The 24,313-nt window shown below is 71.0% G+C and carries 23 protein-coding genes; 8 read left to right on the top strand and 15 right to left on the bottom strand.

The window, feature by feature from the left end; all coding sequences use genetic code 11:
* Positions 1-3 precede the first annotated feature (3 nt).
* Entirely contained in the window at positions 4-1,131 is a 1,128-nt protein-coding gene (locus VAB18032_RS24315) for a PP2C family protein-serine/threonine phosphatase (RefSeq protein ID WP_013735581.1), read from the bottom strand.
* Between the two features lie 93 nt (positions 1,132-1,224).
* Between VAB18032_RS24315 and VAB18032_RS24310 the strand changes: the two genes are divergently transcribed.
* A complete protein-coding gene (locus VAB18032_RS24310; protein ID WP_232510855.1) occupies positions 1,225-1,776 on the top strand; it encodes a MarR family winged helix-turn-helix transcriptional regulator in 552 nt (183 codons plus the stop codon).
* A 3-nt stretch (positions 1,777-1,779) separates the two neighbouring features.
* Here VAB18032_RS24310 and VAB18032_RS24305 read toward each other — a convergent pair whose 3' ends face one another.
* A complete protein-coding gene (locus VAB18032_RS24305) occupies positions 1,780-3,423 on the bottom strand; it encodes a PP2C family protein-serine/threonine phosphatase (RefSeq protein WP_013735579.1) in 1,644 nt (547 codons plus the stop codon).
* Positions 3,424-3,559: 136 nt separating this feature from the next.
* Positions 3,560-4,819 (bottom strand): ROK family transcriptional regulator, encoded by a 1,260-nt coding sequence (locus VAB18032_RS24300; protein WP_043721776.1) that lies wholly within the window; start codon positions 4,817-4,819, stop codon positions 3,560-3,562.
* 49 nt (positions 4,820-4,868) lie between these two features.
* Here VAB18032_RS24300 and xylA point away from each other — a divergent pair, with 49 nt between their 5' ends.
* The 3 genes from xylA (at position 4,869) to VAB18032_RS24285 (ending at position 9,045) form a co-directional block, all read left to right on the top strand.
* Positions 4,869-6,056, top strand: coding sequence for a xylose isomerase (xylA, locus tag VAB18032_RS24295; RefSeq protein WP_013735577.1), 1,188 nt, complete (start codon positions 4,869-4,871; stop codon positions 6,054-6,056).
* A gap of 10 nt (positions 6,057-6,066) precedes the next feature.
* Positions 6,067-7,494, top strand: coding sequence for a xylulokinase (gene xylB, locus VAB18032_RS24290; RefSeq protein WP_013735576.1), 1,428 nt, complete (start codon positions 6,067-6,069; stop codon positions 7,492-7,494).
* Positions 7,495-7,620: 126 nt separating this feature from the next.
* Positions 7,621-9,045 (top strand): MFS transporter, encoded by a 1,425-nt coding sequence (locus VAB18032_RS24285; RefSeq protein ID WP_013735575.1) that lies wholly within the window; start codon positions 7,621-7,623, stop codon positions 9,043-9,045.
* Between the two features lie 148 nt (positions 9,046-9,193).
* Here VAB18032_RS24285 and VAB18032_RS24280 read toward each other — a convergent pair whose 3' ends face one another.
* The 5 genes from VAB18032_RS24280 to VAB18032_RS24260 all read right to left on the bottom strand — a co-directional run bounded on the left by VAB18032_RS24280 (position 9,194) and on the right by VAB18032_RS24260 (position 15,438).
* Positions 9,194-10,822, bottom strand: coding sequence for a glycoside hydrolase family 13 protein (locus tag VAB18032_RS24280; protein ID WP_013735574.1), 1,629 nt, complete (start codon positions 10,820-10,822; stop codon positions 9,194-9,196).
* An 83-nt stretch (positions 10,823-10,905) separates the two neighbouring features.
* Positions 10,906-11,940, bottom strand: a complete 1,035-nt coding sequence (locus tag VAB18032_RS24275; protein ID WP_013735573.1) for a LacI family DNA-binding transcriptional regulator — start codon at positions 11,938-11,940, stop codon at positions 10,906-10,908.
* Between the two features lie 57 nt (positions 11,941-11,997).
* Positions 11,998-12,960 carry a carbohydrate ABC transporter permease gene (locus VAB18032_RS24270; protein ID WP_013735572.1) on the bottom strand — a complete coding sequence of 321 codons (963 nt, stop codon included), beginning with the start codon at positions 12,958-12,960 and terminating at the stop codon, positions 11,998-12,000.
* 1 nt (position 12,961) lies between these two features.
* Entirely contained in the window at positions 12,962-14,014 is a 1,053-nt protein-coding gene (locus VAB18032_RS24265; protein ID WP_013735571.1) for a carbohydrate ABC transporter permease, read from the bottom strand.
* A 71-nt stretch (positions 14,015-14,085) separates the two neighbouring features.
* Entirely contained in the window at positions 14,086-15,438 is a 1,353-nt protein-coding gene (locus tag VAB18032_RS24260; RefSeq protein ID WP_013735570.1) for an ABC transporter substrate-binding protein, read from the bottom strand.
* 254 nt (positions 15,439-15,692) lie between these two features.
* Here VAB18032_RS24260 and VAB18032_RS24255 point away from each other — a divergent pair, with 254 nt between their 5' ends.
* Positions 15,693-16,490, top strand: coding sequence for a M23 family metallopeptidase (locus VAB18032_RS24255; protein WP_013735569.1), 798 nt, complete (start codon positions 15,693-15,695; stop codon positions 16,488-16,490).
* Between the two features lie 54 nt (positions 16,491-16,544).
* Here VAB18032_RS24255 and VAB18032_RS24250 read toward each other — a convergent pair whose 3' ends face one another.
* From VAB18032_RS24250 to VAB18032_RS24235, 5 genes are all read right to left on the bottom strand, one after another.
* Positions 16,545-17,045 carry a TspO/MBR family protein gene (locus VAB18032_RS24250; RefSeq protein ID WP_013735568.1) on the bottom strand — a complete coding sequence of 167 codons (501 nt, stop codon included), beginning with the start codon at positions 17,043-17,045 and terminating at the stop codon, positions 16,545-16,547.
* 174 nt (positions 17,046-17,219) lie between these two features.
* Positions 17,220-17,363, bottom strand: coding sequence for a GPGG-motif small membrane protein (locus VAB18032_RS32405; protein ID WP_007464364.1), 144 nt, complete (start codon positions 17,361-17,363; stop codon positions 17,220-17,222).
* Positions 17,354-18,130, bottom strand: a complete 777-nt coding sequence (locus tag VAB18032_RS24245; RefSeq protein ID WP_013735567.1) for a metallophosphoesterase family protein — start codon at positions 18,128-18,130, stop codon at positions 17,354-17,356. The genes VAB18032_RS32405 and VAB18032_RS24245 overlap by 10 nt, the downstream gene beginning before the upstream one ends.
* Positions 18,131-18,140: 10 nt before the next feature.
* The gene (locus tag VAB18032_RS24240; RefSeq protein ID WP_013735566.1) at positions 18,141-18,413 is read right to left on the bottom strand and encodes a hypothetical protein; all 273 of its coding nucleotides are present in this window, start codon (positions 18,411-18,413) and stop codon (positions 18,141-18,143) included.
* Positions 18,410-19,057, bottom strand: a complete 648-nt coding sequence (locus VAB18032_RS24235) for a nucleotidyltransferase family protein (RefSeq protein ID WP_269764269.1) — start codon at positions 19,055-19,057, stop codon at positions 18,410-18,412. The genes VAB18032_RS24240 and VAB18032_RS24235 overlap by 4 nt, the downstream gene beginning before the upstream one ends.
* Positions 19,058-19,158: 101 nt before the next feature.
* On the opposite strand from VAB18032_RS24235, the gene VAB18032_RS24230 reads away from it, so the two are divergent.
* On the top strand, positions 19,159-19,914 hold the full coding sequence (locus tag VAB18032_RS24230) for a dTMP kinase (RefSeq protein WP_415878006.1): 756 nt from the start codon (positions 19,159-19,161) through the stop codon (positions 19,912-19,914).
* Here the strand turns inward: VAB18032_RS24230 and VAB18032_RS24225 are convergent.
* Entirely contained in the window at positions 19,899-20,594 is a 696-nt protein-coding gene (locus VAB18032_RS24225) for an SDR family NAD(P)-dependent oxidoreductase (RefSeq protein ID WP_013735563.1), read from the bottom strand. The two genes, VAB18032_RS24230 and VAB18032_RS24225, sit on opposite strands and share 16 nt — an antisense overlap.
* Before the next feature lie 197 nt (positions 20,595-20,791).
* Between VAB18032_RS24225 and VAB18032_RS24220 the strand changes: the two genes are divergently transcribed.
* Positions 20,792-21,706 carry a MurR/RpiR family transcriptional regulator gene (locus VAB18032_RS24220; protein WP_050814651.1) on the top strand — a complete coding sequence of 305 codons (915 nt, stop codon included), beginning with the start codon at positions 20,792-20,794 and terminating at the stop codon, positions 21,704-21,706.
* A gap of 446 nt (positions 21,707-22,152) precedes the next feature.
* Positions 22,153-23,142 carry a sigma-70 family RNA polymerase sigma factor gene (locus VAB18032_RS24215; protein WP_086011300.1) on the top strand — a complete coding sequence of 330 codons (990 nt, stop codon included), beginning with the start codon at positions 22,153-22,155 and terminating at the stop codon, positions 23,140-23,142.
* Between the two features lie 102 nt (positions 23,143-23,244).
* On the opposite strand, the gene VAB18032_RS24210 is transcribed toward VAB18032_RS24215, so the two are convergent.
* Positions 23,245-24,216, bottom strand: a complete 972-nt coding sequence (locus tag VAB18032_RS24210; RefSeq protein ID WP_013735560.1) for a C40 family peptidase — start codon at positions 24,214-24,216, stop codon at positions 23,245-23,247.
* Positions 24,217-24,313: the final 97 nt, after the last annotated feature.

Here is a 24,313-nt window from a genome sequence, read left to right as displayed (position 1 = left end):
CGGTCACGGCTGCGGTCCGTACCAGTCCAGGCAGACCACCACCGCGTCGTCGGTGAGATCGCCGGCGACGAACGCCCGCAGGTCGCCCAGCAGGGAGCGGACCGCGTCCAGCGGGCTCATCGGCGCGGTGCGGCGCAGCATCCGGTCCAACGCGCTCTCTCCGTAGCGGACCTCCTGCCCGGTCGCGTCGAGCACCCCGTCGCTGATCATGAAGAGGCGGTCGGCGGGCCGGAGTTGGATGTGCTGCTCGCGATAGTGCGACCCCTCGAACATGCCGAGGGGGAACTGCGCCTCCAGCGGTTGCACGCTGACCTCGCCGTCGCGAAGCAGGACGAGCCGGGGCGAGCCCGCATCGACGGCGGTGAGCAACCCACTGTGCAGGTCGACCTCGACCAGCAGCGTGGCGAGGTGCTGCTCGCCCCGGTGCAGGGCGTAGATCGCCTGGTCGGCCAGGGCGGCCTGGTCGGCCAGCGAGATCCCGGCCCGGCGGGCGTTGCGCAGGGCGCTGGTGGCCAGCGTGGTGAGCATCGACGCGGCGACGCCCGCACCCATGCCGTTGATCGTGGCGGTCCATACCCGGTCACCGTCGTCGGACCAGTCGAAGCTGTCCCCGCGTACCGCGTACGCCGGTTCCAGCTGCCCGGCCAGGCTGAAGGAGGGCCGGATCCGGCTGCGCCCCGGCAGCAGCTCCCACTGCATCTCGGCGGCGAGCGTGAGCCGCCGGGCCCGCCGAGCGGTGCGGTAGACGTCCGTTCCCGGGTCGACAGCGGTCAGTTCGTGGGCCAGGGCGGTGCCGATCTCGGCGAGGTCGGCCAGCAGGCCCTCGTCCGTGACCGGGTGCACCCGGAGCACCCCGCGTCGTTCGCCGCGCATGCTGACCGGCAGGTAGGCCGTGCTGTCGACGTACACCGGGCTCTGGTGGTCGAAGCACCGCCAGGCCGGGTGTCCCGGTTCGCTCACCGCCTCCCCGGGGGTGAGCGGAAGCAGCGCGGCCAGCCGGTAGTCGACCTGGAGGAGTTCGACGTCCGCGATGCCGTACTCCTGGTCGAGCAGCGCTCTGATCCGGCTCAGCAGGAGATCCGCAGGGGCCGTGGTGAGCACGGTGCGGGCTTGCTCGACCGGCTCGCTCATGGCTATCTCCTTGATCACAAGCCCATTGACCGACAGAATCGGAGTACGCTCAGGCGCACGATGGCGGAACAGCATGGTTTTCCAGGACCCGAGATGAGTATGGCTGCCGAGGTGGATGTCGCGGCGGGTGCCCTGCTGACTGTCTGGGACGGTGCCCGGGAGCGCACAGCGAACCGGATCTCCACCGCCCAGCTTCGTGCCGTCATGCTCGTGGAACGGCAGGACGGGATCAACCTGCGCAGGCTGGCCGCCGGGCTGGACATGCTGCTCTCCTCGGCCAGCCGGCTCTGCGACCGGCTCGTCGCCGCCGGCATGCTAGAGCGTGAACCCGGCCGGGCGGACCGGCGGGAGATCTCCCTGCACCTGACCGCCGAGGCCCGCAGCCTCCTCGACGAGTTGCGCGAGGATCGTCGCCAGCACCTGGCCGCGATCCTGGCCGACATGACGCCGGAGGGCCGTGAGGCGCTGCTGCGTGGTCTGCGGGAGTTCGATGAGGCGGCCCGAGCCCGCGTGGTCCGGCCGGTGTCGCCGCTGGTGCCCCAGCCCGACGAACCGGACACCGGTCATCTGTCGGAGGTCCGCGACGTCGTCGACGCCCCGCTGAGCTGGTCGAACGGGGAAACTGCGGTCTTCCGGACGGCCTGACGGTTAGCCGGCCGGGGTCACCGTCAGCATCGCGATGTCGTCGTGCCGCTGCCCGGCGGACCATTCGTCGACCAGGCGCAACACCCGGTCGACCAGAGCTGCAGGAGGCAGACCGGCACCGGAGGAAAGCGCCTGACGGAGCCGTCGCTCGCCGAACATCTCCGCACCGTGTGGGCCGCCCCGAGCCTCGGTGACCCCGTCGGTGTGGGCGAACAGCACCGAACCGGGCGGCAGCCGCAGGTCGACGTCGGTGAACCGGGCGTCGGGCAGGGCACCGACGGGCATCCCGCCCACCCGTACGGAGGTGACCGTGCCGTCGGCGTCGACCACCAGGGGTGCCGGATGCCCGCCGCCGGCGACCCGGATCCGCAGGCCGCCCTCGGGCTCGCGGCGCAGCGTACCGAGCAACAGGGTGGTGAACTGGCTGCGCCGGGCCGCGTCGGACATGTCGAGCAGCGCCTGGTTGAGCAGCCGCAGCAGCGCCAGCGGTCGCTGTTCGACCAACCGCAGCGTCTGCAACGACTGCCGTACCCGGCCGGTGAGTACGGCCGCGCCGACCCCCTTGCCGCAGACGTCGCCGAGGGCGAACAACGCGCCGCCGTCGGTGGGCAGGACATCGTAGAAATCGCCACCGATCCGCAGGCTGTCCCCGGCGGCGCGATAGCCCCCGGCGACGTCCATCCCGACGATCCCGGGCAGCTCCGGCGGCAACAGGCTGTTCTGCAGCACCCGCGCCAGGTGGGCCTGTTCGTCGTACAACTCGGCCATGGTGAGGGCGGCGCCGGCGCGGGCGGCGAACTCGCGGGCCAGGTCGATGCCTCGCGGGTCGAAGCCGCCTCGTCGGGCGTGCCGCAGCAGCACCAGCGCCCCGGCCGTCCGACCGGCCCCGGGCATCGGGCTGACCAGCAGGGTGGCGCCGGGTTCGACGTCGGCCGCGACGATCGGGTCCAGCTGACCGGCCGACCACACCCGGGGTGGCGGGAACCCGCCGTCGAGCGCTTCCTCGATCTCCGGCAGGGCGGTGGTGAGGCTCCAGTCGGCCGTCCCGGCCACCGGACCGGACTGGTGCTCGGCGTGCCGGACCCAGTGCGGCCGTTGCTCGGCGGGCACCGCCGGCAGGTGTACGACCAGGGCCAGGTCGGCCAGGTAGGGCACGGGCAGGGTGGCGGCGGCCCGCAGGGCCTGGTCGCGGTGCAGTGCCAACCCGAGTCGGCGGCCCGCGTCGGCCAGGAAGGCGGTACGGCCGCGTTCGCTCAGCAGGGCCTCGCTGCGGGCCCGCTCCTCGGTGACGTCGCGGACGTACCAGACGGACCGGCCCCCGGCCAGTGCCCGCCGTACGCCGTGCAGCTGCCGGTGGTGGTGCTCGTCCTCGAAGCGGGTGTGCCCGGCGACGGTCGCCGCCGCCAGGGCGGGCACCGCGCAGGTGGCCAGGTCGGCGCCGGGGCGCAGTTCGGGAAGCAGTCGGGCGGCGGCCGCGTTGATCAGCTCGACCGACCCGTGGTCGTCGGTGCTCAGCACCGCGTCGGTGAGTCCGTCGAGGAGCTCACCGGCCAGATCGACGCGCGCGGCCACCCCCGGTCGGGCGGACCTGCCGGGGCCCTTGCTGCGTCCGGGGCCGGCGACCCGGCCCTCGCGGGTGCTGGTCATCGATGCCCGCCGCGCGTCCTGCGCTGTCGAGAGGTGCGCATGCCGGTGGTGTCGCTCCTGCGGTCACGGTGATCGTTGCTGTGGAGCAAGGGTACCGAGTACCCCCGACACGCCGAGACGCGCGGCGCGCGGCCCGCTACAGCCGAGCCAACCAGGCGACGGGTCGGGCGATGATCCGGCGTACCACCGATCCGGCCGCGCCGACGGCGGCGGCGGTCGCCCCGAGGACCGCCGGGCGGACGGTCACCGGCGACCAGGCCGCGGTCAGCACCCGGCGGTCGATCTCCGCGAGCATCGGTGGCCGCAGCCAGGGCTCCAGTGGCGCGTAGCCGCCGCCGAGCACCACCGTGTCGAGATCCAGCAGGTTGATCACGCTGGAGACGGTCACCCCGAGCGCCACGCCGGCCTCGTGCAGGGCGTGCAGCACGGTCGCGTCGCCGGCCCCGGCAAGCTCGGCCAACCGGTTCGGCGCGGTGTCGGCGGGCAGATCCGCCCCGGCCAGGCCGGCCGCCGCGAGGATCGACTCCTGCCCGGCGTAGCGCTCCAGGCAGCCCCGGCCGCCGCATCGGCAGGGCGGGCCGTCCGGTCGTACCGGGATGTGGCCGATCTCCCCGCTCCAGCCTCGGGCGCCCCGGTACAGGGCGCCGTCGAGCACGATGCCGGCACCGATGCCGACCTCGCCGGAGATGTGCAGGAAGCTGCCCGGACCGGCGCCCGCGTGCAACTCGCTCAGCGCGGCGAGGTTGGCCTCGTTGTCCACCACCAGCGCCGGCACGCCGTCGATCACCTCGGTCAGCGGCGGATGTGCGGCCAGCAACTCGGGGACCGGCACGTCGCGCCAGCCGAGGTTCGGCGCGAGCCGGACCTGCCCGACGTCGTCGACCAGGCCGGGCACCCCCAGGGCGGCACCGGCCAGGATGAGGCCCTGCGCCTCGGCGGCGGCGCGGGCCTCGGCGGCCAGCCGCACCAGCCGGCCCAGCGCGTCGGCGGGGGAGACCGGCCGCAGATCGGCACGGTGCACGCAGTGGTGTCGGACCTCACCGGCGAGATCGACGACGCAGGCCGCCAGGTAGTCGACGTTGACCTCCAGGCCCAGCCCGGCCGGGCCGTCACCGGCGAGCACCAGACCACGGGCCGGTCGACCGGCACCGGAGCGTGGTTGCGGCTCCGCCTCGGTGACCAGCCGGCCGGCGACGAGGTCTTCCACCACGGCGGAGACCGTGGCCCGGGTCAGGCCGGTCTCGGCCGCCAGCGCGGCCCGCGACGGTGGGCGGGGCGCGGCGGCGATCCGGCCGAGCACGAGGGCGAGGTTCAGTTCGCGGAGGCTGCCCTGGCGCACCGCGCCGGCCGGGGCTGCGGTTGGGATCACCTCTTGACACTGCCACATCACCGCCATTTAATTCAACCACTGAACAAATAGCGGACGACATCACCGGAGGTCTGCCATGGCACCCCGTCCCACCCCCGCCGACAAGTTCTCCTTCGGGCTCTGGACGGTCGGCTGGCAGGGTCGAGACCCGTTCGGCCACGCCACCCGTACCGCCATCGACCCGGTGGAGTCGGTGCACCGACTCGCCGAACTGGGCGCGTACGGGGTGACCTTCCACGACGACGACCTCATCCCCTTCGGGTCGGACGCCGCCACCCGTGACGCCCAGATCGCCCGGTTCCGCAAGGCGCTCGACGAGACCGGCCTGGTGGTGCCGATGGTCACCACCGACCTGTTCCAGCAGCCCGTCTTCAAGGACGGCGGCTTCACCAGCAACGACCGCGACGTGCGGCGCTTCGCGCTGCGCAAGGTGCTGCGCAACGTCGACCTCGCCGCCGAACTGGGTGCCAAGACGTTCGTCATGTGGGGTGGCCGGGAAGGCGCCGAGTACGACGTCGCCAAGGACGTCCAGGCGGCGCTGGAGCGCTACCGGGAGGCCGTCGACCTGCTCTGCCAGTACGTCATCGACCGCGGCTACGACCTGCGGTTCGCCCTGGAGCCCAAGCCGAACGAGCCGCGCGGCGACATCCTGCTGCCCACTGTCGGGCACGCCCTGGCATTCATCTCCACCCTGGCCCACCCCGAGCGGGTCGGCCTGAACCCGGAGGTCGGCCACGAGCAGATGGCTGGGCTCAACTTCGCCCACGGCATCGCCCAGGCGCTCTGGCAGGGCAAGCTGTTCCACATCGACCTCAACGGCCAGCGCGGCGTCAAGTACGACCAGGACCTGGTCTTCGGTCACGGCGACCTGCTCAACTCCTTCGCCCTGGTCGACCTGCTGGAGCACGGCGGCCCGGCCGGCGCGCCCGCCTACGAGGGGCCGCGGCACTTCGACTACAAGCCCTCCCGCACCGAGGACCTCGACGGCGTGTGGGCCTCCGCTGAGGCGAACATGCGCACGTACCTGCTGCTCAAGGAGCGGGCCGCGGCGTTCCGGGCCGACCCGGAGGTGGCCGAGGCGCTCGCCGCCAGCAAGGTCGCCGAGCTGGGCGTGCCGACGCTGGGCGAGGGCGAGGGCTACGCCGAACTGCTCGCCGACACCAGCGCGTTCGAGGAGTTCGACGTCGACGCCGTCGCCGCCCGTGGCTTCGGCTTCGTCCGGCTCAACCAGCTCGCCGTCGAGCACCTGCTCGGCGCACGCTGAGGCGGACGGCATGCCGCTCGTCGCGGGGGTGGACTCCTCCACCCAGTCCTGCAAGGTGGTCGTCCGGGATGCGGAGACCGGCACCCTGGTACGCGAGGGCCGGGCGCCGCACCCCGACGGCACCGAGGTCGACCCGGAGGCCTGGTGGTCGGCCCTCCAGACGGCGATCGAGGCCGCCGGCGGACTGGCCGACGTCGCCGCGGTTAGCGTCGCCGGTCAGCAGCACGGCATGGTCTGCCTGGACGACGCGGGGCAGGTGATCCGGCCGGCCCTGCTGTGGAACGACACCCGCTCCGCCGACGCCGCCGCCGAACTGGTGGCGGAGGCCGGCGGTGGGCGCTTCTGGGCCGACGCCGTGGGCAGCGTGCCGGTGGCCAGCTTCACCGTCACCAAGCTGCGCTGGTTGGCCCGGCACGAGCCGGCCAACGCCGAGCGGGTGGCTGCCGTCTGCCTGCCCCACGACTGGCTGACCTGGCGGCTGGCCGGTGCGCCCGGGCTGGAGGCGTTGCGGACCGACCGCAGCGACGCCAGCGGCACCGGCTACTGGTCGCCGGCGACCGGGGAGTACCGCCCCGACCTGCTGGAACGCGCACTCGGCCGGGAGGTACGGGTGCCTACCGTGCTCGGCCCGGCCGAGTCCGCCGGCCACCTCGACCCGGCAGCCGTGTCCGGTGCCGCGCCGGCGCTGCTCGCTCCCGGTGCCGGCGACAACGCCGCTGCCGGCTTCGGGGTGGGGGCCGGTTCCGGTGACGTGCTGGTCTCGATCGGCACGTCCGGCACCGTCTTCAGCATCGCGGAGACCCCGGCCGCCGACGCCAGCGGCACCGTCGCCGGGTTCGCCGACGTGACCGGCCGGTTCCTGCCCCTGGTCGCCACGCTCAACGCGGCCCGGGTGCTGGACGCCGCCGCCGGGATGCTCCGGGTCGGGCTGGACGAGTTGGCCGACCTCGCGCTCTCCGCCCCGCCCGGGGCGGACGGGCTGGTGCTGGTGCCGTACCTGGAGGGTGAGCGCACCCCGAACCGGCCACTGGCCACCGGGGCGGTGCACGGATTGACCCTGCGGACCTCGACCCCGGCGCACCTGGCGCGGGCGGCCGTGGAGGGCATGCTCTGCGCGCTCGCCGACGGTCTCGACGCGCTGGCCGCCCAGGGCGCGCAGCCCCGCCGGGTGCTCCTGGTCGGTGGTGGGGCCCGTTCCGCCGCCGTACGCCGAATCGCCGCGCAGGTCTTCGGCTGCCCGGTGGTCGTCCCGCCGCCCGGTGAGTACGTCGCCGACGGCGCCGCCCGCCAGGCCGCCTGGTTGGCGCTCGGCACGACGGAGGCGCCCTCCTGGACGCCCGCCGGCACCCGGGAGTACGCCGCCGAACCGGTCCCGGCCATCCGGGAGCGCTACGCGCAGGCCCGCGATCACCACCTGGACCGCCTGGCCCAGGGGTGATCCATCCCTCGACCCCCGGATCGAGTGGCTCCCGACGGGGGTGAAGCCACTCGATCCGGGGATTCGTCCCGCACGACGGGGTGGGCCGGTGATCGGTCCGTCGTCGCGTCCTGGTTGGCTGCCCGCATGACGTCGACCACGGGCCGCGCCCCACGGGTGTGGGGTGGCAACGCGGCGCACCGCTTCTACAGCGTCGTCGTGTTCGTGCTGCTCGCCTCGCTGGACAACGTGGCGATCGGGCTGGTGCCACCGCTGTACGGCGCGATCGCGGAGTCCTTCGCGGTACCGCAGCGCCTGCTCGGCCTGGTCACCGCGGTCAGCTTCCTGGTCAGCGCGGTGGCGGCGGTCGGCTGGGCCTATTTCGGCGACCGCACCAACCGCAAACCGCTGCTGATGATCGGCACCCTGATCTGGGCCGTCGGGACCGGTGGCAGTGGTCTGGCCGGGAGCTATCCGACCTTTCTGGCCGCGCAGCTGCTCGCCGCGGTGGGGCTGGGTGCGGTCGGCTCGGTCGGCTTCTCGGTGGTCACCGACCTGATCTCGCCGCGTCGACGGGGTTTGGTGATGAGCTTCTGGGGGCTGTCCCAGGGGGCCGGCACGCTGGCCGGCACGTTGGTCGGTGGGCTGCTCGGTGCGGCCGACTGGCGTCGCCCGTTCCTGCTGCTCACCGTCGTCGGCCTGGTCGCCACGGTGGCCTACCTGCTCACGTACGACATCCGGCGCGGCCAGAGCGAACCGGAACTGGCCGACGCGCTGGCCGGCGGCGCGGACTACGACTATCGGATTAGCCGCCGCGACCTGCCCGTCATCCTCCACCGCCGGACCAACCGCTGGCTCATCCTGCAGGGCCTCACCGCACAGGCCGCCTTCGGTTCGCTCGTCTGGTTGCCGGTGCTGTTCGCCGAACGGGCCCAGGACCAGGGCTACTCGATGGCGACCGCGATCGTGGTGGGCAGCGTCTTCGCCACCCTGTTCCAACTCGGCGGGGTGCTCTCCATCGTCGGTGGTCTGGTCGGCGACGCGCTGCAACGGCGTACGCCCTCCGGTCGGGCCATGGTCGCCGCGGTCGGCGTGCTCGCCGCGGTGCCGTTCTACCTGGTGCTCTTCTTCGTGCCGATCCGCATCGACGTGCCCGACGGCGCCGGCACCGGCACGGTGGTACGGGCCGTGCTGGCCAGCGTCGTCACCGAGCCCACCGTCGGGCTGAGCCTGCTCACCGCGCTGCTCGCGCTGGCGCTGACCTCGGCGAACTCGCCGAACTGGTTCGCCCTGATCGCCGACGCGAACCCGCCGGAGCACCGGGGCACTGTCTACAGCCTGGGCAACCTGGTCAACGGGGTGGGACGGGCGGCCGGGAACGGGCTGGTCGGGGTGGCCTTCCACGCCCTGCGGGCGGCGTTCCCGCCGCCGTTGAACTACGCGGTCGGGCTGGCCGCCTTCCAGCTCTTCTTCATCCCCACCGGCATCATGTACTGGCTCGCCGCCCGCACCTCACCCAAGGACATCGCCGACGTGGCAGACCTGCTGCACGCCCGCGCGGAGAAGCTGTAAGGAAGGGCACCTTCTTAACGTCTGATGTAGAGGAAGGGCCCCTTTTTAACACGATCCGTCGTGCTGGCCGTACATCCCGCCAGGCTTGCCAGGACAGCGTTAATAAGGTGCCCTTCCTCTACCGGAGGCGTTAATAAGGTGCCCTTCCTTACACCTGCACCCAGACGGTGACGTCGGTGGGGACGGAGGCGTCCTCGTCCAGCGGCGCGCTGCTGTGCAGCAGTTCGCCGGCGGGCAGCGGTACGCCGGTGGCGCCGAAGTTGGTGAGCACCACCACGTCGCCGTTGCGGAAGGTCAGCACCTCGTCGCCGGAGGAGAGCCACTGCACCGTGCCCCGACCCAACCCGTGGCCACGCCGCAGGCGCAGCGCCGTGCGGTACATCTCGTAGGTCGAGCCGGGCACGTCACGCTGGCGGTCCAGCGCGTACTCGGCCCAGACGCCCGGCTGGGGCAGCCAACTCGCATCCGTCGGCCCGAAGCCGTACGACGGCGCGTCCGCTTCCCACGGGATCGGCACCCGGCAGCCGTCCCGACCGCGCTGGGTGTGCCCGCTGCGTTCCCAGGTCGGATCCTGGCGGGCCTCGTCGGGCATCAGGGTGTGTTCCGGCAGGCCCAGTTCCTCACCCTGGTAGAGGTAGGCCGAGCCGGGCAGGGCGAGCATCAGCAGGGTGGCCGCGCGGGCCCGGCGCAGACCGACCGCGGTGTCCGGCTGCGGGTCGCCGATGCCGATGCCGTTGGGGCGCGGGGTGCCGATCGGCAGGCCGAGCCGGGAGGCGTGGCGCACCACGTCGTGGTTGGACAGCACCCAGGTGGTGGGGGCGCCGACCGCGTCGGTGGCCTCCAGCGAGCGGGTGATGACCGCGTACTGGGCCGGGGCGGTCCAGGAGGCGAGCAGGTACTCGAAGTTGAACGCCTGGTGCATCTCGTCGGGGCGGACGTAGCGGGCCAGTCGCTCGGCCGGCTCCACCCACGCCTCGGCCACCAGGACCCGTTCGCCGGGGTAGCTGTCCAGCAGCCGCCGCCAGTCGCGGTAGATCTCGTGTACGCCGTCCTGGTCCCACATCGGTGGGCGCGGCTTGTCCACCTCCTGCCCGGAGAGGATCTCCTGCGGCTCGTGCCAGTCGGCCAGGTCGGCCTGCTTGATCAGGCCGTGCGCCACGTCCACCCGGAAGCCGTCCACGCCACGGTCCAGCCAGAACCGCAGCACGTCCAGGAACTCCGCGCGTACCTGCGGGTCGTCCCAGTTCAGGTCGGGCTGGGCGGTGTCGAACAGGTGCAGGTACCACTGGCCGTCGGCGACGCGGGTCCAGGCCGGTCCGCCGAAGACGCTCTGCCAGTCGTTCGGCGGTTCGGCGCCGTCCGGTCCCCGCCCGTCGCGGAAGATGTAGCGCTGCCGCTCGGGGCTGCCCGGCCCGGCGGCCAGGGCCTGCCGGAACCACTCGTGGGCCGACGAGGTGTGGTTGGGCACCAGGTCGACGATGACCCGCAGCCCGCGGGCGTGTGCCTGGGCGATCAGGTCGTCGGCGTCGGCCAGCGTGCCGAACAGCGGCTCGACGTCCCGGTAGTCGGCCACGTCGTACCCGGCGTCGGCCTGCGGCGACGGGTAGAACGGGGAGAGCCAGATCGCGTCGACCCCCAACTGACGCAGGTGATCCAGACGGGCGGTGATACCGGGCAGGTCGCCGATACCGTCGCCGTCGGAGTCACTGAACGAGCGCGGGTAGATCTGGTAGATCACCGCCTCGGTCCACCATCCGGTGGTCGTCACGGCGGGCATGGGCTGGGGGATCGGGTTGTCGTTCAGGGCGTACTCCCATGGTCCGAGCGGGTTGCGGCGGTGGGCGACGGTGACCCGTCGAATCAGTTTGCCCGTGGTGGGGCGGTCGAGTCCCGTACGACCAGCCGAGTGGGCAGGATCACCGGCAGATCGTTCGCGCCGCAGTCGGCGGCACGGGTTCGCCCGCGAAGCGGGTCGATCAACATCTCGGCGGCCAGCCGACCCTGCTCGGCCGCCGGTTGGGCGATGGTGCTCAGGCCGAGCACGCCGGAGAGCGCGTGGTCGTCGATGCCGATCAGGCTGACGTCCTGCGGTACGCGCAGGCCGGCGTCGCGCAGCGCGGTCAACGCGCCCATCGCCATCTCGTCGCAGGCGGCGAAGATGGCGGTCGGGGGGTCACCTCGGCGCAGCAGTTCCTCGGTGGCCCGGGTGCCGCCGGCGATGTCGAACCCGGACTCCACGTCGAGGGTCGGGTCGGGCCGCAGCCCGGCCGCGCGCAGTGCCTCCTGGTAGCCACGCCGCCGGTCCAGGTGCGCGGTGAAGGCCAACTCGTCGTCGGGGTCGCCGGAGATGTGCGCGATCCGCCGGTGACCGAGGTCCAGCAGATGCCGGGTGGCGAGCCGCGCGGCGGCCACGTCGTCGATGCGTACGCAGGGCCAGCCGGGCACGTCGGTGCCGGAGCTGACGGTCACCCCGGGCAGGTCCAGCCTGGTCAGGGCGGTCAGGTCGGCGGGCCGCAACGGGGTGGCGACCAGCATCACGCCGTCGACCCGCTTGTGCAGGTTGGCGGGGTGCAGCAGGCGCTGACGGTTCTGTTCCCGCCCGCCCAGGTTGTGCAGCAACAGGTCGTAGCCGCACTGGTGGAGGAAGTCCTCGACCGCCTCGACGACCACCCCGAAGAACCAGCGGGTGATCCGGGGGACCACCACGGCGATGGCACCGGTACGGCCACCGGCCAGGCGCGATGCGCTCGGCGAGACGGCGTACTGCAACTGCTCGGCGGCGGCCAGCACCCGTCGGCGGGTCGCCGCCGACACGGTGGGCAGTCCCCGCAGGGCCCGGGAGACGGTGGCGGTGGAGACTCCGGCCAACCGGGCGACATCGTCGATCCTCGTCACGGTAACCCCGCTCACGACCTGCGGTGGTGCCGCCGTGGTGGCGGCACCACCGGTGGGTCAGCCCTTGACGCTGCCGGCGAGCAGCCCTCGAACGAAGTAGCGCTGCAACGACAGGAACACGATCAGCGGTACGACGATCGAGACGAACGCCCCGGCGGTCAGCCGTTGCCATTCGTTGCCCCGGGTACCGGCCAGTTCGGCCAGCCGCACGGTCAGCGGTGCGGTGACCTCGCTGCCACCGGCGAAGATCAGCGCGACCAGCAGGTCGTTCCAGACCCAGAGGAACTGGAAGATGGCGAACGCGGCCAGGGCGGGTGCGACCAACGGCAGCACGATGGTGCGGAAGATCTTGGGGTGGGTGGCCCCGTCGACCCGGGCCGCCTCCATCAGATCCTTGGGCAGCTGTGAGATGAAGTTGTGCAGCAGGAACACGGCGAACGGCAGCGCGAAGCAGGTGTGCGCGAACCACACCTGGGCGAAGTTCTGTGCGCCGTCGAGGTTCCAGGCGGGCATCAGGGTGACCCCGCCCAGGCTGACTCCGCGCGAGAAGAAGCTGAGCAGCGGCACCAGGGCCATCTGCAACGGCACGATCTGGAGCGCGAAGATGCCGATGTAGAGCCAGTCCCGGCCGCGGAAGTTGATCCAGGCCAGCGCGTACGCGGCCAGGGCCGCGAAGGCCAGCGGGAACAACACCGACGGCAGGGTGATCACCAGCGAGTTGACGAAGTAGTTGGCGAGCTGCCCCGACGAGGCGGTCTGCCCGAACAACACGTCCTGGTAGTTCTTGAGGGTGAACTGCGGATCGGTGAAGGCCGTCCACCAGCCGGTGGTCTTCAGTTCCGCCTCGGGCCGGAACGAGGAGATGAACAGGCCGAAGGTGGGGATCGTCCAGACCACCGCGATGACGATCGCGACCACTGTCGCCGTACGGCTGTTGAGCCGCTTGCGCACCCGTGAGGCCCGGGTGGAACCGTCGCTCTGCTGGGCGCCGACCGCGGCCGGGGGAGTGGTGGTGGTCATCTCAGCCCTCCCGTCGCTGCTGACGCAGGTTCCGGATCTGGAAGATCACGATCGGCACCACCAGGATGAACAGGAACACCGCGAGCGCGGAGCCCTGCCCGTTCTGGCCGTACCGGAACGCCTGGTTGTACATCTCGTTGGCGATCACGCTGGTGTCGTAGTTGCCGTTGGTCGTGGTCCGCACGATGTCGAAGACCTTCAGCGTGGCGATCGAGATGGTGACGACCACGACGATCAGCGCGGGCCGGATGCTCGGCATGGTGATCTGCCAGAACATCTGCCACGGGTTGACGCCGTCGAGGCGGGCCGCCTCCACGATGTCCGCCGGGATGGACTTGATCGCCGCGGAGAGCACCACCATGGCGAAACCGGCCTGGATCCACACCATGATCACGATGAGCAGCAGGGTGTTCAGCGGCGAGTCGAGCAGCCACTGCCGGGGTTCGCCGCCGAGGCTGACCACGATCTGGTTGAGCAGACCGATCTGGTCCTGGTCCTCGCCCCGGTAGGCGTACACGAACCGCCAGATGATGCTGGCGCCGACGAACGAGATCGCCATCGGCATGAAGATCAGTGACTTGGCGACGGATTCCAGCCGGGCCTTGTCCACCAGCACGGCGTAGATCAGGCCGATGGCGGTGGCGGCCAGCGGCACCAACGTCACCCAGACCAGGGTGTTGAGCAGTACCCGGACGATCGCGTCCTCGGCGAACATCCAGCGGTAGTTGTCCAGGCCGACCCAGTTCTCGCTGCCGCCGTCCATGAACGACAGCAGGGTGGTCCGGATCGCGGGGACCACCAGACCGATCAGCAGTAGCAACACCGTCGGCAGCAGGAAGAACAGCGCGAAGAACCCCTCGCGGGGCTTGGTCCGCCGGGGCAGCGGAGCCCCGCTGGCGGAGGCGGCGACGAGTTGCGCCTCGCGACGCCTGGCGAAGTAGGACGGCACCGCGTCGAGCACGAAGAGCAGGCCGCCGACCACCACTGCGAAGGCGACGAGCCCCCACAGCAACATCATCATCTTCGGCGCCTGGTCGGCGAAGTCGAAGTTCATCAACCCTCCCAGGGGTTACTCCACGGAGCCGGTGGGCCGGCCCGCGAACGCGGACCGGCCCACCACCGGAATTACTTCCAGCTGCTCTCGATGCCCTGGAGGACGCTGGCGGTGTCCTTACCGTTGATCCAGTCGACCATGCCCTTCCAGAAGGTCCCGGCGCCGACGGCGGCGGGCATCAGGTCGGAACCGTCGAACCGGAAGACCGAGCTGTCGTCCTGGAGGATCTCCACGGAGAGCTTGTCGATCGGGTTGCTCACGTTGGCCAGGTCGAGCTTGTTGTTCGCCGACACCCAGTCGCCGATCTTCGCGCGGCTGTTGGCGTGCTCACCGGAGGCCAGGTAGGTCTGCACCGCCTGCACCTCGGGACGGTCGGCGAAGGCGACCACGAACTCGCCGCCACCCAGCACCGGCTTGCCCCGCGACGGGTCGATGGCCGGGAAGTAGAACGCGAACACGTCGCCGTCCTCGGCCACCTTGGTGTTCTCCGGCCACTGGTTGGCGTAGAACGACGCCTGCCGGTGCAGGGCGCACTTGCCGGCCGTGATCGGGATGCCACCCTCCTGGAACGCGGTGGTGGCGATGCTGCGCACCCCGCCGAAGCCGCCGTTGACGTACTTCTCGTTCTTCAGGATGGTGCCGGCGCGGTCGACCGCCTCGACGACCCGCGGGTCGTTGAACGGGATCTCGTGCGTCGTCCACTGGTCGTAGACCTCGGGGGTCTGCGTACGCAGCATGACGTCTTCGATCCAGTCGGTGGCCGGCCAGCCGGTGGCGTCACCGGACTCGATGCCCGCGCACCACGGCTTCGTGCCGCTGTCAGCGATGGTGTCGCTGAGCTTGATCATTTCTTCCCAGGTGGTCGGAACGGTCCAACCCTTCTCCTGGAACATCTTCGGCGAGTACCAGACGAACGACTTGACGTTCGAGCCGAGCGGCGCGCCGTAGAAGGTGCCGCCGACGGTGCTGTACTTCAGCCAGTCGGCCGGGTAGTTCTGCTCGGCCATCGCCTTGGTGTCGGCGCTGGCGGCCTTGATCTGGCCCCGCTCGGCGAACCGCTGGAGCAGACCGGGCTGCGGGATGAACGCGATGTCGGGGGCGTTGCCGCCGTCGGCGCGTACCGGCAGTTGGGCCTCGAAGTCACCGCTGCCCTCGTGGCTGATGTCGATGCCGGTGCAGTCCTCGAATTCCTTCCACGACTGGTCGAGACGGTCGGCCTCGATATCGCGGATGGAGGAGTAGATGTTCACCTTCTTGCCGCTGTGACCCTGGTACTTCTCGTACGGGGCGCACTCGGCGGAATCGGCGTTGTTGTTGCCGCCGCTGTTGTCGCTGCTTCCGGTGCCGCACGCGGTGACGCCGAGCGTCAGCCCGAGCACGCCAGCGATCGCGAGGGCCTGGCGTGGCCTGGCAAAGACCGCCATGCCGTCCTCCTTTCTAGCCGGCGCTGGCCGGGTCGCATCCGGTCATCCTGGCGCCGGTCCGATGGGGCGTTTTCACATGTAAGCGCTTGCATCCGACGGGGTCCACCCCTGGGACGACACGGACGAGTAACAATCCCGAAATCGACTCACCGCTGCTGGGTGCGCTCCCAGCGGTTGTGGCATCTATCGACACTGAAGGATTCCTGTCACGCTGGTTGGCACCCATTGAGCAGTTTCAACGTCGGAGGTGCTAGATGCGTGATCGGTGGCTGAATCCTGTCGCGGCCCGGCTGGTCGCCGCGGGAGCCCTGGTGCTGTTCGTCGTCGGTGTGCTGGTGCCGGCGGCGCCTGCGATGGCCGCGCCGACCTTCAAGGTGCCGTTCCCCTGCGGCCAGTCGTGGTCCGGGCAGACCCGCAGCGGCCACAGCCCGGCCAACGCCATCGATTTCAACCGCACCAACGACGCCGGCGACCCGGTGGTGGCCAGCGCGCCCGGCACCGTCGACCGGGTGACCGACCTGGGCGGCAGCAGCTACGGAAAGTACGTCCGGATCAACCACGGCAACGGCTACCACACCTACTACGCCCACCTGAGCGGCTTCAACGTCTCCGTCGGTCAGTCGGTGGGCTACGGCAAGGTGATCGGCTGGGTCGGCAGCACCGGCAATTCGAGCGGCGCCCACCTGCACTACGAGCAGCGGCTCAACGGGGCCGACATCAAGATCCGGTTCAGCGGCACGCTCGCGTTGTACTGGGGCACCAAGACCTACACCAGCGGCAACGGCTGCTCGTCGAACACCGGCTCCGGCACCGTGCGCACCGCCGGTGCCAACCTGACCGTACGCTCCGGCCCGGGCACCGGCTACTCGGCCGTCGGCTCGCTCGCCAACGGCGCCTCAGTCACGATCCACTGCCAGACCAGGGGCACCACGGTCACCGGCACGTACGGCACCAGCTCGATCTGGAACCGGATCGGCGCGGGCCGGTTCATCGCGGACGCGTACGTCTACACCGGTCACGACGGGTTCATTCCGAACGTCCCGCGCTGCTGACGGCACCTCGACGGCACCCGGGCGCGGCGCCACAAGCGCCGTGTCCGGGGCAGGTCACCCGTTCAGCTGCCAGATCGAGTAGTTGAGCGCAGCGGCGAAGGTGACCCAGGCCCAGTAGGGCAGCAGCAACGCCGTCGCCAGGGTGCTGACCCGCCGGAACAGCAGCACGGTGACGCCGATCGCCAGCCACATCACCACGATCTCGGCGAACGCCAGACCGTACTGGCCGGCGCCGAAGAACAACGGCGTCCAGGCGGCGTTGAGCACGAGCTGCACCACCCAGGCGATCAGGGCCGGGCCGAAGCCCACCCGACGCCAGACCAGCCAGCCGGCCACCGCGATCATCGCGTAGAGCACGGTCCAGACCGGCCCGAACAGCCACGACGGCGGTGCCCAGCCGGGTTGCTCGAGGCTCGCGTACTCGGCCGAGGTGCCGGTGACGGCCAGGCTGCCGAGGGCCGCCGCAGCGAACACGGCCACCGCGAAGCCGGCCAGCGCCCACCACTGTCGGGTGCCGCGGGTGGGCTGTCGGGTACGTGCCGTAGTCATCCGCATGATGGCAGCTTCTCCGCGTCAGGGGGTCGGCAAACCTGCCGCCCCGGTGGACATATCGGACGGTGCAGACAGCACGCCGGGGTCGCCGTACCCGGTGGCTCCGGTCGGGAGGACGGAGTTCCGGTCACGACGACCCCGGCGGGTCCTTCTGTGGGCGACGCCTTCGTCGCCACGTCAATTGAAGATGCTGACACCACCCGGGCCGACCAGCAGCCCGACCACGATGAGGACGATGCCCCAGAGGATCTGCCGGCGGAACAGCGCGAGGATGCCGGCGACGACCAGTACAACTGCGAGAATCCAGAGAATCAGCTCCATGACTGCTGAATACCCCCGGTGCCGACTGAGGAAACCTCTGCCTGATCCAGGTGATCACCCAGATAGAAGATGCTGTACGCCTGCTTGATCACCGGATGGGCGACGTTGCGCACCCGGACCCCACCGGGGGTGACACCCCGCTCCGAGCCGTGGTGCGCGTGGCCGTGCAGGGCCAGCGCGGTCGGCGCGGAGTCGATCGCCTGGCCCAACTGGTAGCAGCCGAGGAAGGGGTAGATCTCCAACGGCTCACCGGCGAGGGTGTCCGGCACCGGCGAGTAGTGGGTCAGCGCCACCAGCACGTCGCAGTCCAGCGACTTCAGTGCCGCTGCCAGCCGGTCGGCGCTCTCGGTCGTGGTGCGTACGAAGGCCTTCATCTCCGGCTCGCCGAAGTCGCTGGCGCAGCGGCCGGCGAATCCGCCACCGAAGCCCTTGACCCCGGCCACGCCCAGTCGCCCGTCCGCACAGTCGAGCACCACCCCGTCGCCCTCCAGCACGGTGATCCCCGCCTCCGTCAGCGCCCCGATCACCTGCGGTACCTGGTCGCACTGGTGGTCGTGGTTGCCGAGCACGGCGATCACCGGTACGCCCAGACCGCCGAACTCCTGGGCCACACAGCGCGCCTCCGCCTCGGTGCCGTGCCGGGTCAGGTCACCGGCGAGCAGCAGGACGTCGGCCCGGTCGGGCAGTTCCTCCAGCGCCGGCCGGAACCGGCCGACCACGTCCTCGTCCAGATGCACGTCACCCACGGCGGCGATCCGGATAACCATCGAACCTCCCTCAGGGCAGTTGCTCGATCTCCGTGGGCGCCTGCGCGCGAGTCACCCCGATGTCGCTGGTGATCGGCACGTCCGGGAAGCGTCCGGCCACCCGGCGCAGGATCTCGTTCCGCCGGTACGCGCTCTCCACCTCGCCGTACAGCACGAGGCCGCGTTCCGTACGGACCACGGTGATTCCCTGTTCGGCCACCGCCGGATCCTCGGTGAGCAGCCGATGGATCTCCGCCTCGACGTACTCGTCGGGTGGCCCGGCGCCGGGGTCGTGCACGGTCACGGTGTTCCCCTCCCGTCGGCCGTGCCGGCGTCCGGCACGACGTCCAGCCTGTCCAGCAGCACCAGGAACGCCTCCGCGTACGGCGAGTGCTGCGTGTCCTTACGTACCCGTTCCCAGTCGATCTGCTCCCGCAGCGACCGCGCCAGCGGGAGACCCCGGGCGAAGTCGCAGTAGTGCTGGGAGAAGCTGAGCAGCTTGTGCACCATCAGCTGGGTCGCCGACAGCACCGGCATGTGGATCGCGTCCACCGGCCGCACCACCGTGTCGGTGAAGGTCTCCTCGGTCACCGGGGTCTCGATCGGGCGGTGGATCAGGTCCACCATCCGGCCGCCGTCGTAGACCTTGACCAGCCAGTCCTCCGGTGGACGCTCGGCGGTGAACCCGGCGGCCACGAGCGCCTCCAGCGCGGCGTCGACGTCGCCCTGACGGATCAGGAAGTCGACGTCGTGCTCGCTGGAGTGCCCACCGTGGGCGTAGACGGCGAAGCTCCCGCCGAGGGCGAACGGAATGTCGGCCTGCTTGAGCACGGCGGCGACCTTCTTCAGGGTGTGGAGAAGAGTTTCGTCGTCGCGCTCGGCCATTTCGACTCTCCCGTCGACTCGTTGGGGGTGCACCCTGGGGGGTTCAGGGTCCGTACCCGGCATTCCGCCCGCCCACACCTGTCCTGCTTGCGGAACACCGTGAACCTGCCCTAACCGGGAGGTAACACGCAGGCCGTGGGCGCCGGTCGGATAATCTGTCGAGAGTGGTGAGTTCGACGCGAGCTTCTCGGCCGGCCTGGTCGGCACCGACGTCCAGCAGCAGACGCGCGGCGCGGCTGCGTGCCGTGGCGCTGGTCGGCATCGACGGGTCCGGCAAAACCACCCAGGCCCAGTTGCTCGCCGACACACTCACCGAAGCCGGTCATGACGCCACCTATCACCGCAATGCAGGCGGTCGGCGGTGGTTGGGTCGGGCGGCCCACCGGCTGGGCCGGCCGGATGCGCAACGGCTCCTCGGGCGCGACGGGATGCTCCTGGTGGAGTCCGTCCTGCGTTGGCTGGCCATCGCGGCGGCCCTGCTCACCTCCTGGGCGACGGGCCGGACGGCGATCATGGACCGCTACGCCGTCTGCCAGTACGCCAGCCTCCGGGCGCACGGCGGGCGACGCTGGGAGCGTCTCGTCCGAGCCGCGTACCGGATCTTCCCGCAACCGCAGGTGACGTTCCTGATGGCGGTCGACCCGGCGGAGGCGTACCGGCGGATCGAGCGACGTGGCACCGACCAGGAGAGCCTGACCTACCTGGCCGCCGCCGACCACGCCTACCGCACCCTGCCGGAGTACCCGACGTTCGTCGTCATCGACGCGGCCCGGCCCGCCCACGAGGTGGCCCGGGAGATCCGGGGACACCTGGCCGGATGGTTGGCGGCGGAGGACTCCCCGTCCGGAACCGACCCGCTGTGGTGTGGCGTACGCGCCGCGAGCACCGCTCCCGTGGTGCCGGTTCAGGCCCGGCCGTAGACCGGCACGGTCGCCCCACTTGTCGGCGCGGACTCGTCGGAGGCCAGGAAATGGATCACCGAGGCGATCTCGGTCGGTGCCACCCACCGGGAATGATCCGCGTCCGGCATGGACGCCCGGTTGCTCGGCGTGTCGATGACGCTCGGCAGCACCGTGTTGCAGCGCACCCCGGCGGTCTTGTACTCCACCGCGACGGCCGAGGCGAAGGCGAGCACCGCGGCCTTGGCGGTCACGTAACCGGCCACGCCGGGGAAGGGAGCGACCGCCGCGCGCGACGCCACGCACACCACCGCGCCGCCGCCCGCCTTGATCAAATGCGGCAGGGCCGCCCGGGTGACCAGATGAGTCGGACGCAGATTGAGGGTGAGCATCCGGTCGAACTCCTCGATCGGAGTCTCGTGCACCAGGCCGGTGCTGGCGTACCCGCCGACGAGGTTGATCACCGCCCGCAGCGGTGCCTCGGGATCCCCGGCGGCCACCTCCGCGACCCGCGCCGCGTCGGCCGCGTCGGTCAGGTCCGCGACCAGCCGTACCGGCGCGTTGGCGTCCGGCTCGGGGCGCGGCGTCGGTTGGCTCCGTTGTGGAGCCACCACCCGCCAGCCCGCGTCGACGAAGATCGCGGTCACCGCGGCGCCGAGCCCGCCGGTGCCTCCGGTGATCAACACGCTGCGTCCCGCCATGGTCCTCACGCTACTGCCGCCGACCGGTCGGCGGGTGCACCGGGCCCACCCGACCGGCCGTGCCCGGCCCTGCGGGGGAAGCGCCGTACGCGCTGCGGATGCCAGGCTGTCCGACGGTCGCCGGCCTTTGCCGGTGCGCCCGTCCCGAGCCCGGCGGTGCGATTGCACTCCCGGCCTACTGAAAGTAAGTTCCATTGGTGGCGAAGGCTCCGAAGATTTCTGCTAGCGGCGAGCCGAGCGGGTTGATCGTCCACATCGGCGGCCTGCTCCCGTCCCTGTCGCCGGCGGAGCAGCGGGTGGCCCGGCTGGTGGTCGCCGACCCCGCCGAGGCGGCCCGACGGACCATCACCGATCTCGCCACCGCCGCTGAGACGTCCGAGGCGACGGTGATCCGGTTCTGCCGGTCGGTGGGCGTCGACGGCTACCCGCAGTTGCGGATCCGGCTCGCCGCCGAGGCGGCCCGGCGCATCGAACCGTCCGACGGGCGAATCGCCGGCGGGGACATCCCACCCGGCGCCGACCTGGCCCGGATCATCGCGACAATCGGCTTCAACGACGCGCGCGCCGTCGAACAGACCGCCGAGCAACTGGACCCGGCGGTCTGCGAGCAGGTGGTGGAGGCGATCGTGGGCGCCGGCCGGATCGTCATCTTCGGCGTGGGCGCCAGCGGCTTCGTGGCGCTGGACCTCCAACAGAAGCTGCACCGCATCGGCCGTGCCGCCTTCTGCTTCCCCGACGTGCACACCGCCCTGACCTCGGCGGCCCTGCTGGCGCGCGGCGACGTCGCCGTCGGTGTGTCGCACACCGGTGCCACCTCCGACGTGATCGAGGTGCTGGCGCAGGCGGGGTCGAGGGCAGCGACGACTGTGGCACTCACCAATTTCCCGCGGTCACCGCTCGCCACGCTCGCCGACCACGTGCTCACCACCGCGGCTCGCGAAACCACCTATCGTTCGGGGGCGATGGCCAGCCGAATTGCTCAGCTCACCGTGGTCGATTGCCTTTACGTCGGCGTCGCCGCCCGTAACCGACCCCGGGCGCGAAAAGCACTGGAGGCCGGCGCCGAGGCGGTCCGCTCTCGCCGGGTCGAATCCGGCCGGCGGCGGGCATGATCATCGGCGCGATGGCATCGGACGAGGCATCAGCGCCAGCAGCGGGGCAAACCCGGGCATAGAACCGGGGTGCGGATTGTTCATCAGGGTGTGGGGTATTACCACCGGCGTGGATGAACCAATCGGTCCGCGTACGCGTGTTTGGCAGTGACCAGGATCGCAGCACGGTGGTGACCCGGGTCGCTGTGTACGACGGCCAGGCGGTGTTGCCATAGGCCGGTACGGTCAGTGACTCGTCGATCCGTCGACCTCAGCAGGTCCCTGTCGACTCAACCACCGACAGGGTGCTGACAGCAAACATGGACCGTGCTCTCAGCTGATTATCAGGCATTCGTGACACTTTCGACCCACGACATGGAATTCCCCGACACGTCTCATCTGTTGTGTAGATGTCAGCACCGATGGGCACAGCGGAGGTTACGGGGGAGGGGCTGATGGGCGTGGGGATGGCAAGCAACCGGGTAACCGGCGCGATTGAGGGGACCGTGGGCAACGTGGACAAGAACATCGGGATGCGAACCGACGAGGTTGCCGAGGAGCGCGACCTGGTTGGAGTCTACCTGCACGAGATCTCCCGGACGCCACTGCTGGACGCCGCCAAGGAGGTCGATCTCTCCAAGGCCATCGAGGCAGGCCTGTACGCCGAGCACCTGCTCGGCGAGGACCGCGTACCCGAGGGCGTCACCCGGGATGAGCTGACGCGGCTGGTCGCCGAGGGTGAGCGGGCCAAGGACCTGTTCATCCGCGCCAACCTGCGCCTGGTCGTGTCGATCGCCCGACGTTACGTCCGTTCCGGGATGCCCATGCTGGATCTGATCCAGGAGGGCAACACCGGTCTGGTCCGGGCGGTCGAGAAGTTCGACTACGAACGTGGCTACAAGTTCTCCACCTACGCGACGTGGTGGATCCGCCAGGCGATCAGCCGGGCGATCGCCCAGCAGGAGCGCACCGTGCGGCTGCCGGTGCACCTGGTGGAGGACGTCAACCGGATGCGCAACGTGGCCCGGCAGCTCACCCGTGAGCTGGGCAGCGACCCGGAGCCGGAGCAGATCGCGGCGGCGCTGGGCGTGACCGTCGAGCGGGTCAACGAGCTGGTCCGCTGGTCGCAGGACACCGTGTCGTTGGACACGCCGGTCGGTGACGACGGCGACACCAACCTCGGTGATCTGGTCGCCGACAGCGACGCGCCCTCGCCGGAGGAGATCGTGCTCACCGGCCTGGAGCGGCAGCGCATCGAGGGTCTGCTCAACCACCTGGACGACCGCTCCGCCGGCATCATGCGGGCTCGCTACGGGCTCGAGGACGGCCGGGAGCACTCGTTGACGGAGGTGGCCTCGCGGTTCTCGTTGTCGCGGGAGCGGATCCGGCAGCTGGAGATCCAGGCGCTCGGCCGGCTCCGTGAGCTGGCTCGCGCGGAGGGTCTGCAAGCGGCCTGAGCTGGTAGTAATGACGACGAAGGGCCGGCGTCCGATAGGGGGACGCCGGCCCTTCGTCGTGCCTGCGGCCGGTCGCCCGGCCGCCTCGTCGCGCGGTGGAACTCAGCGCACCCGGCCGTAACCGTACGGCGTCATCAGGTCGACGGCACGCTTCTCCACGTTCCGCCCGAAGGTGGGTGCGTGGATGACCTGCCCGCCGCCCACGTAGATCGCCACGTGCCCGAGGCTGCGGTAGAAGACCAGGTCACCTGGGCGCAGTTCGCTGCGGCTGATGTGGGCTACCACCCCCCACTGCATCCGGGTGTTGTGCGGCAGTGACCGGCCCGCCGCCCGCCAGGCGGCAGAGGTCAGGCCCGAGCAGTCGTAGCCGTTCGGCCCGTCCTGGCCCCAGGCGTACGGCTTGCCGAGCGCGCCGTAGGCGTACCGGACGGCCACGCCGGCCTGACCGGAGACGGCCGGCGCGTCGTTGGCGCTGTCCGGCCGGTTGTTCGGACGCTCGGCGGCTCGGCCGTACGCCTGCCGGCGCAGTTCGTACAGCTTGGCCAGATCCCGTTCGATCCGTCGCTTCGCGGTGCTCAGCTCCCGCGAGCGGGCCGCCTGCTGGGTCAGCGTCACGTCCAGCCGGGTCTTCTCGTCGAGCAGTCGCCGCTGGTCGGCGGTGTAGCCGGCGATGGTCGCCTGGCGCTGCCGGGTCAGGTGGTCCAGCGTGCCGAGCCGGTCCAGCACCGACGCCGAGTCACCGCCGTGCAGCAACGCGTCGACCGCGCCGAGGTTGCCGGTCTTGTACGCGGTGGCGGCCAACTCGCTGACATCCGCGCGGCTCTGCGCGGCCTGCCGCTCCAGTGGACCGATCCGTTCCTGGAGCCGGGCCACGGCGGCCTGATTCTTCTTGATCTTCTCGCGTAACTCGTTGTGCGCCTCCACCACGTTCTCCAACTCGGTGGACGCCTTGTCGATCCGCCGGGTCAGTTCGGCGGGGGACGGTTCGGCCCGGGCCACCGTCGCGGGTGCGATAAGCACCAGTGCGAACGCGGTGACGGTCAGGGCGCGCAGCGTGTGTAACAGGGGCGACAAGAGCTCGATGCTCCTCTCCCATGGCCGGCGCGGGCCTGCTGACGCTCCGCGGCGGCATCAGCCCGGTGCCGTCCGGCTGGACGGCGGCCGACCGGAC

The sequence above is a fragment of the Micromonospora maris AB-18-032 genome, from assembly GCF_000204155.1.
Lineage (GTDB): Bacteria > Actinomycetota > Actinomycetes > Mycobacteriales > Micromonosporaceae > Micromonospora > Micromonospora gifhornensis.
Note: the sequence above shows the minus strand (reverse complement) of the source record. Positions and strands in the feature narration are given on the sequence as shown.